This window comes from Rhodanobacteraceae bacterium (genome assembly GCA_024234055.1).
In the GTDB taxonomy this organism is placed as follows: Bacteria; Pseudomonadota; Gammaproteobacteria; order Xanthomonadales; family SZUA-5; genus JADKFD01.
Window position 1 is genome coordinate 49,622 of the sequence record JACKOW010000002.1, and the last position, 15,602, is coordinate 65,223.

A 15,602-nucleotide genomic window follows, 5' to 3' on the forward strand; every position below is an offset into this window, starting at 1 on the left:
GTTGTCCAGTGTTGTTGTCCTCCAGTGTTGTTGTCCAGTGTTGTTGTGGACTGGCCCAGACGACGGCTGCCCAAACAGGCACTCTCAGCACGTCATTCGAATCCATCGCCAAATAATGTCGCTTCAGGCAGCGCCCATTGCGCAAAGGCATAAGAGAGTTGGCCACCTGCGTGTGTGAAAGACCCCCCAATATGCAACTTTCCATTGGATGCCGCTAATGCGAACACTTGGCCAAGTACGCCATTGTCAACGCCATTGCCCAATGAGCTCCAGTTGTTTCCGTCCCAGCGCGCCAAATTATTGGCCGCCGTGGCGCCAGCCAGAGTAAAGGCGCCGCCAACGTAAAGGTCATTACCCACCATCGCTAGCGCGTTGACTACGCCATTTGTACCGTTACCCCCACCGCTGGACAGACTATGCCAATTGGCCCCGTCCCAGCGGGCGATATGGTTTGCCGCAACACCGCCCGCGACGCTGAAGTATCCGGCAACATACAAACTGCTGCCTGAAACGAGCAATGCCGTCACGCTATCACTGAGTCCGTTCGGGCCGCTGGCAGGCACGCTGCTGAAACTCTGACCGTCGTAGAACGCAAGATTGTTGGTGCTGGGGAGCACGCCCCCAATGTAGACGCCCGCGACCGTCGGAGCCAGCGCTGAGACAAAATTTCCGCCGATACCAAGTCCCAAGCTGTGCCAATTGTTGCCATCCCAACGCGCAACATTGGACGACTGGAGTCCACCCGCTGAACCGAATCGGCCACCTACGTACAAATTGCTCCCGAACACCGCCAAAACGCCGACATCGTTACTCGAATTTCCGCCAATGCCGACACCGCTCCCGAGCGGGCTCCATGTGCCCGCGTTCCAGCGTGCAATGTTGTTGGCAGGCACATTGCCCGCCTGACCAAACAAGCCGCCAACGAAAAGATCGTCCCCTGAAACTGCGAGCGCAGAGGTCAGCTGGCCTGGATTGGCGCCAAGGCTGCTCCAGGCATTTCCATCCCATCGAGCAAGATAGTTGGCTGCGACAGCCCCCACCTGTGTAAATCCGCCGCCTACGAAGACGTCATTCTCCGAAACTGCCAAGCTTCCTACACTACCGTTTAGTCCCTGAGTCTGGATCGAGGGGCCCATAACGTTCCATTGAATTCCATCCCAACGCGCGGCGTTGTTCGCAAGTGAACCGCCCGCCCGCCGAAACTCGCCAAACGCGAAGACGTCGCCGCCCGCGACCAGCAATGAAGCTGCCGGACGGTCCAGACCGGCTCCCATGGTGCGCCATTGGTTCCCGTCCCACTGTGCCGCGTAGCTCGCAGCTAATCCGCCCGCTTGGCTGAACGCTCCGACCAGGAAGATCGAGCTTTCAGAGACGGCCAGGCTGTAAACACGGGAGTTCACGCCGTCGCCAGGAATGCCTGAGATGCTGCTCCAACTAATGCCGTTCCAGCGCGCTATTCGAAGTGCCGAGACGCCGCCGGCCTGCGTGAACTGCCCACCTACATAGACGACGTTGCCGGACACTGCCAAAGTTTGGATCACGTCCGAAGCACTACTCCCCACACCGCTGCCAAGTCCGCTCCAACCGAGTCCGTCCCAGCGCGCAACCCGATTCGCAGTGATCCCACCGGCTAGTGTGAAGCCGCCTCCCACGTACACATCGGCGCCAGAAACGCCTATGGACAACACTCTGCCGTTCACGCCGTTGCTCGCGCCGCTTCCAAGACTGCTCCAACTGTTGCCGTCCCAGCGCGCGACACGCTGCGCGATCACGCCGCCAATGCTGCCAAAGGTGCCACCCACATAGAGCGAGCCGCCTGACGCAGCCAGTGCATCAACTTGTCCCCCCTGGTCAAGGCCATTGCCAAGTGCAGTCCAGACGCTGCCATCCCAGCGCGCGATATTGTTCACCGTGACGCCGCCAGCCCGTTCGAACTGGCCACCTACGTACAAGTCGTTACCCACGACGGCGAGCGCGTTGATCTGGATGAACTCAGTCTGTGTCGCAGGTTGTATCCCTGTCGCCAGGCCGCTCCAGGAATCTGTTGCCGGTGTATAGATAGCAATTCGGTTCGCCGCAACGGAGCCGCAGAGTGAAAAAACACCGCCTACTGCAATTCGTCCATCGGCGAATTTCGCAGCAGCCTGGATGCTGCCGTTGCAGCCGTCAGGAAGTCCCCCGAAGACCGTCCAATCCCCGGCTCCGGCGCGAATAGGGGAAATGACTCCAGACTCCATGGCAACTGCTGCCACATCTCGTGCATGCGTGACACCGGCGCCATCGATTGAAGCATCTAGTCCGACCGCGCTTGTCAAACTTCCAATGGTCAACCCGACGACCCCAACCGCAAGGCGGCACAGCTGCACGTTCCTCATCTTCTCAGAACCTCCAATCAATGGCACGCTAGGCTAGGGCACAATGTAAGGAATCGTCAAACAAAGCCGATCCCAACTGAATCCAACCAACAGCATTCCCACCCTGCGCACACTCTTCAGCCCGCATAGCCTGCATAGGTTGCCGAAGCGTCAAGCTTGGGAGATCCTGCCAAGGATCCTCTGACCCGGTTGCGTGGCCGCTACGTCGGCTGCAAGGGGCGTCTGTTCTGAGGATGCCGAACCTAATCACCGAGGAATTCTCATGCGCGCAATTCGGTACGCCCTGGCTGCAGTGTTGATGGTGATTCTGCTGTGCGCCTGCGGCAACACCAACGCGCAGCCGACGCGCGAGGACGTTGAGCGCGCGATGCGTGAAACCTGGGAGAAAGCTGGAGACGACTTCTCACCACGGACGACGATTGAGTTCAACGAGATCAAGATCGGCAATACCTACCCCGCCAACGAGCAAAATGTGATCGACGGCATTCCGCCGGGTGCTGCGGTCACAGCCGCAATCGTCGACTTCACCGTCCGCACCTATTACAGCGATTCCACCAATGCCGTGCGACGCAAACGCGAGGCGGCCATCTATCAGGACAAGTTTGGTGAGTGGGCGGTCATGACGGGCCGGGTAAGAGGGGAAGACACCTCAACCAACGAGCCACCTCGCTGAGGCCCGACCGGGGACACCCATAGGCCCGACCGGGGACACCCATGACCCTCACCCTTCAATCGACTCCGAACCGCCACTCGGGCGCCTCTGTTTGAAGGACGTGGCATCAGGTGTTGCGGAACGCGACGCGATGCGGCACCTTCAGATGGTTACCGGCTGCCGACCTGGGCGGGTTAAACCCGGACTTTCCCGCGCAGCATCATTCCTGCCGACATTGGCAATCAGCACGGGTAGTCGGGCAACCCGAGGCTACGCCGCTGCCAGCCGCCTCGCCGTGGCGATGCCCCGCAGCCAGCGCTGGCCGATCTCGGCGGCCTTCTCGACCAGGCTCTCGACCGCGCCTATCGCTCGGCTGTAATCGGATTTCACCGCCAGCACCTGGCGGGTCCAGGTGTCCGGGTGGTATCCCAATCGACCCAGCGCCGCGGGTGCCGGGCCCGCAATGGCGCCGCGCTTGTCACCGCGGATCTGGCGGCCGGTGTAATCCACCAACTGCAGATATTCGACTTGCGTCAGGTGTAGCACGCCGAATCCGTGGATTCCAGCCATCGGCGCGAGGGCTGTCTCGGCTACAGTCGCATCGCTCTCGATGGCGCTCAACCGTTTTCGGGCGCTGGTGTGGGCCGAGGCTTCGAGCGTGTTACACAGCTTGGCCCGCACCGGATTCAGATCGACATAGGCCATTGCCGCCAGCACTGCCGATTCGTCCAGCAGCATCTGACACTTGAAGCGACCTTCCCAGAATCGACCCTTGCAGTGGTCTTCCTTGTTCGCCGATCGTGCAATCGGTTCCGACAGGCAACGCATGAACCAGGAGAGATCCGACAGACGCTCGCGCAGCACCTTGATGCGCTCCACATCACCCGCCAGCACCTCGGCACGCATCTCGGGGTTCTGATCCTGGCGCGGAAACAAGCGCAACCAGCGGGCAGCCACCTCATCGGCTGACCAACCCGCGACCGCCGCCCGCAAGGTCTGCACCACAACGTGAATATGGTTACTCATCACCGCGTAGCCCCAGATGGCCACTCCGAAGATCCCGGCCAGTTCATGGATACGATCCTCCACCCATTGCCGACGGTGCTCGAAGGAGCGCCCCGTCAGCCGATCCTCACCACAGAGAAGCGCCCGACGCACACAGCGCGAGACGCAGTGAAAAGTGCCAGCCGAGCCGGTGGGAATCAGAGTGGAGCGGGCGTAGGTCATGAAAGCGATCATTCACCCCACCCGGCCGAATGTCAGTCGGAAATCGGCGCCAAGTTCTGTACGAAAAATCCTACAAAATGGGTGTCCGTTGTTGTGCGCGCCAAGCCAATGATCAACATCACTCATGCGGAACGCGGACCGTGGGCGGCAATCTGGGACAACGGTCGCGGGAATCTGGAACGCATCCCGTACTCGCTGGCCATTCGCAGTGACGACCCGCATGGCGAAGTCGTCCGCGAGGCTGCCGCGGAACTCGAAGCGATTCGCCTGGCCCACGTCCACTGACGCATGAACGCGCAGGCCGGCCGTATCTACCGCGATTCCAGCTTCTACATGGATCTGGATTCGGGCGAGCTGAAGCCCAAGTACTTCCTGGTGCTGGCCGCACCGCCGGCAACCGACATCGTCATCAGACTGCTGACGAGTCGCTACGCAAGCCTGCGACCAGAGGATCCGCCCTGCTTTCACGGCGATCCCTACCCCGGCTTCTTCCTTGGTATCCCCGGCAAGGTGCTGAACCACAAGACGTGGCTGGATTTGCGAAAGGTCGATGATCTGGACGCATGGGACTTCAACAGGTACCTCGCCGAGGGCCGCATCAGCGAATAGCTGACGGTTCCCGCCCACCAATTCAAGGCGGCGCTCGCTTGCGCGGCCAGTGCTGATGACACCACGACTCGGCAAGAAAGGCTGATCAGGGATGTGCTGGCCGAACTCGGTTGAGTGCAAACTCGCCGCGGTCGACGCGCACCTTCCACGGCCACTCGCCTCCGCAGCAGCCTGACAAGCCGCGCCAAAGGCGGGGTCGAGTCACAGCGGATTCTCCCAGGCGATAAGCAGTTGGCGGCGGCAACATCCCTCACGGCCCCGCCATCCAGCGTACCCGGGTAAGCGCAGCGCACCCGGGGCTCTTGCTGCAGGCCGTCCCGGGTGCGCTGCGCTTACCCGGGCTACTCGCTGGCGGTCGAACGGTGCGCTTTGCGCGGGCTTGCAAAGTCAGTTGCCATGCGGGGTGAGACATTTCCCACCTTGATGCCTCCTTCTGAGCGCAACCCTTGCGCAGGTTTCCGCTGCCAACAACGGAAGCACGCTCGGGCGATTGGCAACTTCAATTGGGGGGCATCAGATGAATGACACGATCAAAGCGGCACTGATCGCAGGCCTGGTCAGTGTGATCTGCGCGGGAATCGCAGCATCGGTCCAATGGAAGCGGTACCTGGACGATCAACGGGACAAGGCAGATCCAAAGAATCTGCCTGACAAGCCGATCGTCGCTGATGACATAAGCCTATCCCGGACCCTCTACGCGCAGGTCCTCTACAAGGACAGCGACAAGACGATTTCCGCACAGGATCCGACTACAGGTGGCGTGAAAACAGATGTCTGCGTTCTGACAACCGTATCCAGTTATGGTGGAGCTTCGAAAACCTGCTCCCTCTCCCACAAGGAGGATGGTTGGGTCTTGACCGCTACCGCCCGAAAGGCGACAGCAACCTGCGGGGCAGTCTGCTTCGACGTCTCACGGCATGCTGCGCTGGGTAATCAGTAGGGAGCGACGAACCTCAGCATCCACGGATAGGCGTCGAGCAGAATTTCGTTCGTCGCAGATCAGGGCAGATGCGTTTTGTGCATCAGCGCATCCTATGCGGGCTGTATGAGCCCGCGGCGAATCCAGCACATGGGCGCCCTATTGGGCGCCCATGCTCTTTACGGGTACAACTCGACTATTCCCTAGCCCGTCACTTACGCTTGCTGTCAGGCGTGCGCTCGGTTTGCACCCACCGGTGCCCCGGTTTGGTTGTAGGGGGGGCGCGATGGCCATCCGGGATTGTCGCGAAGTTCGGGACTTTCCCACCGCGAGGCCCTACTTCCTGGTAGACGCCTCCATCTCTTCCTGCATTTCCGCCTGGTTTGACTGACCTTGCCATGTGGTTGCTCCTGTTTCCAATTGAAGATCCGGAGTGTGAGCAGAAACGTTGGCAGTCTCGTTCAAGGCGTGTAGCCTCGGCGGTGTTACACCTTCAACGCGTCAACCTGGGTCACCTCCGGGTAACGACCCAGCTGGGGCCGAGAGACTGCAATCTCTCGGCCCCATTCATTTGGCCGCCACTCAACTAACCCATGTGTTCCGCAACAGTCGGGTCCACTACATGTGGGGTGCTGAGTCGAGGCGTGGGTGAGTTTGAGTATGCTTTGGTCTTCAGTCAAGCAACGTTGGTCGCCCTGCGCGCGACTCCTTCACACTTGACTTTCCTCTCCAGGTCAGTTGCAGAAAATTCCCGGCAGCGCCCACGACAGCACTGGCTCCTCGATTGGTCCCAGCAGAAAACTGGCGCGCCCAAGCCTTTGACGTGGAGAAAGAACGGACACCCGTGGGGAAAGAACGAACACGCAGAAATCCGTACGCATGGGATGCCGGAACGCCGAACTCCCGGGCCGGTGATGGGCGACGAACGTCACCGGCGGACCCATTCGCAACTCCCGGGCATCCATTCTGATCGGTGTGCTTAGCTCGTCCATTCGTCCGACAACCGCTCTGCCTGCTCCAGTACCAGGCGAATCGCCTCCTCCTGCATGTCCGGCGGATACTTGTGGCGGCGTAGCGTGATCCGTACCAAGTTGCGCAGCCGCGCCCGCACGCTTTCGCGCTTCTGCCAATCGACACTCGTGCTGTTGCGCAGTTTCTCGGTCAGCTCGAATGCGATCCTCTTGAGCACCTCGTCGCCGAGCTCGCGAACGGCGCTCGCGTTGTTCGCCAAGGCGTCGTAGAAGGCGAGCTCCGATTCATTCAGGCCCAGGTTTTCGCCCCGTTTGGCCGCCTCTCGGAGCTCATTGGCCATCGCGATCAGTTCTTCGATGACCTGCGCGCTCTCGATCGCGCGGCTGCGGTAGCGGTTCAATGCGGCCGCGAGCCGGTCGCTGAATTTCTTCTCAAGGACCACGTTTGTCCGGCTGCGCGACTTGATCTCGTCGTTGAGCAGCTTCTGCAGCAGCTCGACCGCGAAATTGCGGTGCGGCAGTTGCCGCACTTCTTCCAGAAAGGCGTCTGACAGCAATCCGATGTCTGGCCGGTCCAGGCCGGCGAGCTTGAAGATGTCCTCTACCCCTTCGGCGACCACGGCGTTGTCGAGAATCTGCTTCAGCACTGCGTTTTTCTGGTTCTGCGACAGTTTCCTGTCGGTCTCGGTGGCCTTCGCAATGACACCCTTCACGGCCTGGAAGAAGGCGATCTCTTCGCGCAGCTCGATCGCGTCGTCCAGCGTTCCGCAGAGCGAGAACGCCTTCGTGATGGCCAGTACCACGTCGAACCAGCGCTTCTTGCCGCCTTCCAGCCCGAGCACGAAGTTTGCAGCCGGCATCAACAGCGCAACAGCCTGCGTGCGGTAGCCGGAATAGTCGAATCTGTGCAGCAGCCCGCGCGCCACGTCCATCAGCTCCTGCAACTTGGCCAGCGCTTCGGCAGTGTCCAGCGTGGGCTGGCCCTTGCCGCGGCTTTCGGTATAGGTCTTCAGTGCCTGCCGTAGTTCGGCCGCAATGCCAATGTAGTCGACGACCAAGCCGCCTTCCTTGTCGCGGAACACCCGGTTCACGCGCGCGATCGCTTGCATGAGGTTGTGATCGCGCATCGGCTTGTCCACGTACATCGTGTGCAGGCATGGCACGTCGAAGCCGGTGAGCCACATATCGCGCACGATGACGATCTTGAGCGAGTCCTTCGGGTCCTTGAAGCGCTTCTCCAGCTGCTTCTTCGCGCCGGCGTTGTAGATGTGTGGCCGCAGCTTCGCATCGTCAGAGGCAGAGCCTGTCATCACGATGCGTACGACGCCATCATCGGGGCTGTAGTGGCTGGGCTTGTCGGCGTCTTGACCCGCCAGCAACGTACCGGTCCACCCCGGGCGCAGCGCGGTGATGGCGTTGAAGAGGTCCACGCAGATCTGTCGGCTCATCGCCACCACCATGGCCTTGCCGTCCACAGCGGCAAGGCGCGCCTCGAAGTGTTTCACCAAATCGGCCGCCACCTGCTGGACGCGCGGGTCCGCGCCCACCAGCTTCTCTAAGGCGGCCCATTTCGTCTTTGCCGCCTCGCGCAGCGCGACACTCTCCTCGTCCTCGAAGATCTCTTCGACCTGGTTGCTGAGCTGCTCGATCTCGGCCTGGTTGATATCCAATTTGGCCAGGCGGCTTTCGTAATAGATAGGCACCGTCGCGCCGTCGTCCACAGCATCCTGAATGTCATAGACGCTGACGTAATCCCCGAACACCGCGCGTGTGTCCTTGTCATCAGTCTCCACCGGCGTGCCGGTGAAGCCCACGAAAGTGGCGTTCGGCAGCGCGTCGCGCAGATGCTTGGCAAAGCCGTATTTGAACTGGCCGGACTTCTTGTCCAGGACGGCGCGAAAGCCGTACTGCGAGCGGTGCGCCTCATCGGCCAGCACAACGATGTTGGTCCGGTCGGTTAGCCGCGGGAAGTGCTCTTCATCCGGGCCTGGTGAAAACTTCTGGACCGTGCTGAAGATGATGCCGCCGGAGGGCCGCCCGGCCAGCAGCGCGCGCAATTGATCCCGGTCCTCGGCCTGCTGCGGCGTCTCCTTCAAGAGCCCCCGTGCGCCCATGAAGGTCTGGAACAGCTGACCGTCCAGGTCGTTGCGGTCGGTCACCACAACGATAGTCGGGTTCTGCATCTCGGGCCGCTGCATCAGCTTGGCGGCGAAGCACACCATCGACATGCTCTTGCCCGAGCCCTGGGTGTGCCAGACGATGCCGCCCTTACGCGAACCAGGCTCCACCCGCTTGCCATAGGTTGCCCGCTCGTCTCGCACTTCATTGACCGTCGCCGGCGCCTGCGTCGCCGCGATCACCGCCACGCGCACCGCCTCGCGCACCGCGTGGAACTGGTGGTAGCCAGCAATCTTCTTCACGACGCCGTCATCGCCCTGCTCGAACAGCACGAAGTAGCGCAGGTAGTCGAGCAGCAGCTCGGGGGCGAAGAAGCCTCGCACCACCTTCTCCAGCTCGAACTGCAGCAGCGGCCGGTCGTTTTCGTTGCGCACCGTGCGCCACGGCAAGAAGCGCTCGCGGTCGGCCGTGAGTGAGCCCACCCGCGCGTGCAGCCCGTCGGAGATCACTAGCGCCTCGTTGAACACGAAGAGGTCGGCAATTTCGGCCTTGTAGGCGTCAAGCTGGTTGAAGGCCGACCAGATGTCGGCCTGCTCGGCGGCCGGATTCTTCAGCTCGATCACTGCGATCGGCAGCCCGTTGACGAAGCACACCAGGTCCGGCCGACGTGGCTGTTTGCTGCCCTGCACGGTGAACTGGTTCACCACCAGCCAGCGGTTGGCCTGCGGGTGTTCGAAGTCGACCAACCGCACCCGGTCGCCGCGCTTGTGGCCGTCCTGCTCCACCTCCACCGGCAGGCCGTCCACCAGCGCCTCGTGGAAGCGCCGGTTGTTCTGGATGAGCAACGGCTCATGCAGCTTGGTCGCCCGATGCAGCACCTCGTCGAGCACACTATCTGGCACACCGGGGTTCAGCCGCTGCAGCGCCTCTCGCAGGCGGCCGGTGAGAACCACCTGCCGATAGTCGCTGCGCTCCGGTGTTTCACCATCGGGCGCCAAATCGGGGCCATGGCGATATTCCCAGCCGGCGTCCTGGAACCAGGTCAGTGCGAGTTGTTCAAGCTGGTCTTCAGTCATGGCGCTGCACGCCCATGGCTGGGGAAAGCCTTAAATAAGCAACTCATTGATTCAGATAATCCTTTTGGCACCAGTCCAGTCTCCACCCGGATCACGATTAAAGAACCTCAGGCCCAGAACGGCAGGTAGCGGGCGAACTTGCGGGAGCCGCCGACACTCTCGTCCGCCTTGATGAATCCAGCCTCAATCGTCGCGGCGATCACCTGCGAAGCGGTAGCTGCCTTGTCCTCGCCCAGATGGAAGCGCTCGCGCAACGATTGGTTCGTCATGCGCTGCGACATTACCCATTTCAAGCAAGCGTGCTGGTAGCAGGCCCGCACCCTGTCGTTGCGGTCCATCTGCTCGAAAGGACGCGGCCCGTAGATCGTAACTGCCGTGCGCCGCAACTGCACACGAAAGTCCGGCGCCGGAAGTTGGTAGGCCTCGGCGGCGTGCACGACACGGTCGATTCCGCTGCTCTTCTCCTCGCAAATGCCCATGCGCCGCATCAAGTCGGCCAGCCGTTCGTTGCGCGACTGATAACCGTCGATGAAGCGTTCCACCGGCACCAGCGGTTCGCCGGGGTTGGCGATCTCGATGCGATTGCGGTAGAGCTCGATCGCGACGGCCGCGCCCTGCATGGTGAAGTCTTGGTGGATCAGCGCGTTGGCGATCAGCTCCCGCATCACTACGTCCGGCACCAGCTTCACCTCCTTGCGCAGCGCATCCTCGATGACCTCGTTCTGGGGCAGGTGCGACATCACGAAGCGCACCAGGTTCTGAAATCCCACCGCGTAACCCTGGTTGGCCGAACGGTCGAGCCGCGTTTCGAGCTTCGAATCACCGGAATAGACCACAACGCGCGGCGCCTTGCGTGCCACTTCTGGAAAGTCTTCCAGCCGTCGCGCCATGAGCACCGCACCGAGCCGACGGATCGTGTAGCTGCAATCAAGCTCGTCGACCAGCCGCTCACGGATGAGCCGGTCGAGGACGCCGCGGCGTTCCGTCGGGTACGGTAGTTTCAACAGCTCGAAGAAGGTTTGTGTATCCAGCAGTTCCACCACCTGCTGCGCGTCGAGTCCCACGCGCGACGGTTCCTCCAGCCAGTCTGGCTGGCCCTCGGCGAAGATGCGCCGCAACTGGTCTTCGCTCATGGGCACCAGTGCCTCGCCGGCACGCATCAGGTACTTGCCATCGTGGTGGTAGGCGGTGCCGCGCGGACGCGAGGGCACATGGAACACCAGCACCCGCCCGTCAGGGTGCGAGACCTCGTCGATGTCCACGCGGAAACCCAGTCCCTGGAACAGCTTCTCCGCCGCTGACACGGTGTCAGCAAACGCCCGCGTGCCCACCACGGCACGTGGCGGCCGATCTGCCACGCCGAGCAACAGCACGCCGCCGCCCTCATTGGCCAGCGCCACGCAGTACTCGGCCAGCTTGCGGCTGTCGAACTGCTCTTTCGCCTCTTTGAACTCCAGACGTTGATGCTCGGACGGGGCCTGGCGCCAGAGGTCTATTTGCTGGACGGTCGTGCGCATCGCGCGACCTCACCCGTTGTAGCTGATGCGGCGCTCGGCCACATCGATGATGAGCTGCAAGTAGCGCTCGACGAAGGCGTGTTCGTTGTCTGGGTACCACAGCGGCTGGATGTTCAACTTGAGCAGCCGCGTCTCTTTTTTCTGCTTGGCCTGGGCGTCGGCGGGCGCGGGCAGGATCGCGTAGTGGTTGGGGATGGCGTATTCATCAGCCTGCTTGGCCTTCTCGAACAACTCCAGCGTCCAATCCTGTTCCAGGCTACATCCCAGGAACAGCAGCGACTGCGAGACAAACACCTGCCGCAGCGCCTTCGGCAGGGGTTTTTGGAAATCGAACGGTTTGCCATAGCCCTCCGCGTACTGTGCCTGCGTAAGGATGTGGGTGGCGGGGTTGTCCGCATCGCCGTGAAGCTTCAGCAAGCAACGGTCACCACGCACTAGGCGCCGGAAGAAGTTGTGCTCCTGCTTGCCATGCATGTAAGCGTCGAACCGCACGTCATCGTGCCCGTAGGCCTGCTCGATTGCGTCGTCGAAATTGGTGGTGATGACGCAGCCTTTGGCGACGCGGGGCAGCAGCATCATCGGCCCTGCCAACTTGATCCTCTGTACTCGGTACTTCGTGCTCACGAAGTTCTCCGCCTTCACGGCATCGTGTTCCACCAACGCCTGAGCTGCCGCCAGGTACTGGCCCGTGTCGATTTGCGCGTTGATAGCAGCGATATTTGCGCCGGGCATGCGGCCCAGGAGTTCTCGGAGTGCGTCGCCCCACAATGGCATTCCCATGGGCCTGGACATGCCAGCGCCGACGAAGGGCACGACGCGACCGCGCTCGACGGCTGCGGCCAGCTCAGAGAAAGGCGTCTCTAGCCCGTTGGCGCGCAGCAGCGTGAAGCACAGTTCGTGCTGATCTTGGAGCGAGTCGTTTTTCCACTCCTCCTGGGCTTCGTAGTAGGCATCGCGATCCAGCCAGAACAACGCCCTACTCTTGGGAAACTCGAGCCTGCCGATCCGGACTGGCTCGTCAGCCTCGAACGACTCGTTGAAGTCCTTGTTTGCCTCGTACTCCTCGTTGAGGAGCCTGATGGCCTCGCGAACGAGAGGATCTTCTCGCATGTCGGCAGAACTCATGCGGCACCGTCGAGCGGAACGTGGAGTTCGCCGGAAAGGAGCTTCGGGAGTAGCGTGTCACGAGTGGCGGCAAGTGTTCGCGCCTGCCGCCTGTTTTCGATCACGGTCTGGAGCATCGGCGCGACGATGTTGTCCGCCGCTTTGATCAGCGCGCCGCTCGGCACGACGCAGAGCGCTTCAGTCAGGTGCTTTCTCTGGATGTGCCCCATCGTGACCGCTTTGCCGGCGGCGATGGTTCGGAAGTGCGCGAGGTGCTCTCTGGTCCAGTGAAAGAAGAACCACTTCGGGAAGCTCTTGGAGGTGACTTTGAACAAGTGTTGATTCAACGCGCCGCGCCCACCGCACCAGACATCGACCTCGAGACTACCTGACCAGGAGAAAAGCACATCTCCGTCGTCGACCACGTAGTCCGGGTCCAGTCTGTGCGAAGCCCGGTCGGCGCCCACCGACGATCCGCTTTTCAGCTGCGCGATCTTGATGACGGGCAGCCACTCGATTTCGCTCTCGGGCGGGTACTTTTGGAGCGCAAGTCCATTGAGGTAGTTGGCGATTTCGTCGAGCGACTTCACCGCCCACCCCTCCGGAATCTCGCCGAGTTCGGAATCGACGAGTCGGTCAGGAAAGAGGGCGAGGAGGTCGGGGGTGAGGCCGAGGCGGCGACACACGGACTCGGGCGGCTCGCCGCTGGCTTTGGCGCGGACGGGGTCGAAGTCGACGAACCAGGACTTGAAGATCGCCCGCGCGATGGCCTCCAGCGTTTCGTTCATCCGGCGGTTCAGTTCGATCTTGTCGTCGAGCGTGCCGAGAATGTGGGCGATATCGCTTTGCTCGTTTGGGGGCGGCAGTTGAACGCTCATGCGTCGCAGGTGCATCGGACCGAAGTGCTTGATAACGCTTCCGACTCCGGCGGCCTCCACCTGCCGTTGAAACTCGGGCCCCGCCAATAGATATCGGATAAACGGGGCGACCACCCGATGGTCTCGTGGCCTCATCCTAATGATCCCCGTGTAGGCGATCGCACCGACGCCATCAGCTCCCACAGTAGTTACTCGCCCCAGTGAAGCAGACGTGCTAAGCAAGATGTCGCCCTCTTGAAGCGCAAAGTGCGACCACTTCCGCGCGACCGTCTCTGGATCCAAGTAGTTGCAGCCCGCCAATACTGACTTACCCGCGCCAAGCCCCGCCAACCGTACGAGCGGGACGCCGTGATCCCGAAAGTCCTTCGCAAGAATCCCTGGACCCTCCTGAAAGTCGATGACTTCGGCAAATGGCGATTGGAGCCAGCCGTCAGCTGCCATATCCCAACCTCGCCAAGTTCTCGCGAATCACCCTCGCCAGTCGCGCACTCTCGCCAAACTGCGCATCGAGCTGGCCTGTCAGGCGCGCCATCTTCTCCTCGAACGGCTCGCCGTCTGGCTCCTGCTCCGCCGCGCCCACGTATCGCCCTGGCGTAAGCACATGCTCGTGCTTCCGGATGTCGTCCAGCTTCGCGGCCTTGCAGAAGCCGGGCACGTCGGCATAACCCTCGCCGCGCTTCCAGGCGTGGAACGTGCCGGCGATCTTGCGGATGTCGTCGGCGCCGAAATCGCGCAGCACGCGGTCCTTCATGTAGCCCAGGCTGCGGGCGTCGATGAAGAGCGTTTCGCCCGCGCGGTCGCGCCAGCGCAACTCGCCGCTGCCCCGCTCGGCCTTGCTGCGCGCAAGGAACCAGATGCACGCCGGGATCTGCGTGTTGGTGAAGAGCTGGCCGGGCAGCGCCACCATGCACTCCACGAGGTCGGCCTCGACCATGGCCTTGCGGATCTCGCCCTCGTTGTTAGTGTTGCTGCTCATCGAGCCGTTGGCGAGCAGCAGCGCCATGCTGCCCTGCGGCGCCAGGTGGTAAATCATGTGCTGCATCCACGCGAAGTTGGCGTTACCCGCGGGCGGTATCCCGTACTTCCAGCGCGGGTCGTCGTCCTTCACGCCAGCGTTCCACTCCTTCATATTGAAGGGTGGGTTGGCCATGATGAAGTCGGCGCGCAGGTCGGGGTGCTGGTCGCGCGTGTAGGTGCTGGCCGGCTCCTTGCCGAAGTCATAGTCCATGCCGCGGATGGCCATGTTCATCGACGCCAGCCGCCAGGTGGTGGGGTTGGACTCCTGGCCGTAGATGGAAAGCTGGCCCACACGGCCGCCATGCTCCTCGACAAACTTCTCGCTCTGCACGAAGAAGCCGCCCGAGCCGCAGCAGGGGTCGTACACGCGGCCCTGGAAGGGCTGCAGCATCTCGACGATAGTGGTGACGATGCTCTTGGGCGTGTAGTACTGCCCGCCCTTCTTGCCTTCCGCGATGGCGAACTCACCGAGGAAGTACTCGTACACATGGCCGAGGATGTCCTTAGCCTTGAGCGTTCCGTGGTGGAAGGGGACCTCGGCGATCAGGTCGATCAGCCCAGGTAGCGCCGAGTCGATCTGCTTGCGCGCGTAGTCCTTCTCCAGCACGCCCTTGAGCTTGGGGTTCTCCTTCTCCACCGCCTCCAGCGCGTCGTCCAGCAGCCGGCCAATGCCCTTGAACTCGTACTCCGTGGTCTTGCCGTTTGTGACCTGCACCTTGGCGCCCAACGCGACCTTGGCGTGCGACTGGATGAAGTCCCAGCGCGCCAATGCCGGCACCCAGAAGACGTTCTTCTCGGTGTAGTAGTCGCGGGCTTCCAGTTCTCCGCCGATCAGGTCGCCGGCGTCGTCGCCCAGATAGTAATCGTGCGCCGGGTTCCTGAAAGCGGCTTCCAGCTCGGCGTGGCGTTCCTTGAAGGCGTCGGACACGTATTTCAGGAAGATGAGGCCGAGGACGACGTGCTTGTAGACCGCGGCGTCGAGCATCGGCAGCAGCTTGTTGGCTGCGGTCCAGAGCTTCTTGTCGAGGTCGTTTAGGAACTGTTGTTCTTCGTTATTCATCGGAAATCCGGCTGTGGGGTCGTGGCGCTGCTACCCTGGGTCGCAGTCTGCCAGCAGCCCGCTTGGATTGGGGAAATCG

General features: G+C 61.9%; 11 protein-coding genes. 4 read left to right on the forward strand and 7 right to left on the reverse strand.

The features are described from left to right. Nucleotides 1-92 precede the first annotated feature (92 nt). Entirely contained in the window at nucleotides 93-2,237 is a 2,145-nt protein-coding gene (locus H7A19_04580; protein ID MCP5474098.1) for a hypothetical protein, read from the reverse strand. A 436-nt stretch (nucleotides 2,238-2,673) separates the two neighbouring features. Between H7A19_04580 and H7A19_04585 the strand changes: the two genes are divergently transcribed. Beyond that, entirely contained in the window at nucleotides 2,674-3,048 is a 375-nt protein-coding gene (locus H7A19_04585; GenBank protein MCP5474099.1) for a hypothetical protein, read from the forward strand. A gap of 249 nt (nucleotides 3,049-3,297) precedes the next feature. Here the strand turns inward: H7A19_04585 and H7A19_04590 are convergent, their stop codons facing one another. Then, nucleotides 3,298-4,254: a transposase gene (locus tag H7A19_04590; GenBank protein MCP5474100.1), complete on the reverse strand. Its 957-nt coding sequence runs from the start codon at nucleotides 4,252-4,254 to the stop codon at nucleotides 3,298-3,300. 108 nt (nucleotides 4,255-4,362) lie between these two features. Between H7A19_04590 and H7A19_04595 the strand changes: the two genes are divergently transcribed. The 3 genes from H7A19_04595 to H7A19_04605 all read left to right on the forward strand — a co-directional run bounded on the left by H7A19_04595 (nucleotide 4,363) and on the right by H7A19_04605 (nucleotide 5,803). Continuing rightward, nucleotides 4,363-4,539 carry a hypothetical protein gene (locus tag H7A19_04595; protein MCP5474101.1) on the forward strand — a complete coding sequence of 59 codons (177 nt, stop codon included), beginning with the start codon at nucleotides 4,363-4,365 and terminating at the stop codon, nucleotides 4,537-4,539. 3 nt (nucleotides 4,540-4,542) lie between these two features. After that, nucleotides 4,543-4,863, forward strand: coding sequence for a hypothetical protein (locus H7A19_04600; GenBank protein ID MCP5474102.1), 321 nt, complete (start codon nucleotides 4,543-4,545; stop codon nucleotides 4,861-4,863). A gap of 517 nt (nucleotides 4,864-5,380) precedes the next feature. Beyond that, the gene (locus tag H7A19_04605) at nucleotides 5,381-5,803 is read left to right on the forward strand and encodes a hypothetical protein (GenBank protein ID MCP5474103.1); all 423 of its coding nucleotides are present in this window, start codon (nucleotides 5,381-5,383) and stop codon (nucleotides 5,801-5,803) included. Between the two features lie 958 nt (nucleotides 5,804-6,761). On the opposite strand, the gene H7A19_04610 is transcribed toward H7A19_04605, so the two are convergent. The 5 genes from H7A19_04610 to H7A19_04630 form a co-directional block, all read right to left on the reverse strand. Next, nucleotides 6,762-9,947: a type I restriction endonuclease subunit R gene (locus H7A19_04610; GenBank protein ID MCP5474104.1), complete on the reverse strand. Its 3,186-nt coding sequence runs from the start codon at nucleotides 9,945-9,947 to the stop codon at nucleotides 6,762-6,764. Nucleotides 9,948-10,054: 107 nt separating this feature from the next. Then, nucleotides 10,055-11,464, reverse strand: coding sequence for a putative DNA binding domain-containing protein (locus tag H7A19_04615; protein MCP5474105.1), 1,410 nt, complete (start codon nucleotides 11,462-11,464; stop codon nucleotides 10,055-10,057). A gap of 9 nt (nucleotides 11,465-11,473) precedes the next feature. After that, nucleotides 11,474-12,574 (reverse strand): SIR2 family protein, encoded by a 1,101-nt coding sequence (locus H7A19_04620; protein ID MCP5474106.1) that lies wholly within the window; start codon nucleotides 12,572-12,574, stop codon nucleotides 11,474-11,476. 11 nt (nucleotides 12,575-12,585) lie between these two features. Continuing rightward, on the reverse strand, nucleotides 12,586-13,887 hold the full coding sequence (locus H7A19_04625) for a restriction endonuclease subunit S (protein ID MCP5474107.1): 1,302 nt from the start codon (nucleotides 13,885-13,887) through the stop codon (nucleotides 12,586-12,588). Beyond that, nucleotides 13,877-15,523, reverse strand: coding sequence for a type I restriction-modification system subunit M (locus H7A19_04630; protein MCP5474108.1), 1,647 nt, complete (start codon nucleotides 15,521-15,523; stop codon nucleotides 13,877-13,879). Before H7A19_04630 ends, H7A19_04625 begins: the two co-directional genes overlap by 11 nt. Nucleotides 15,524-15,602: the final 79 nt, after the last annotated feature.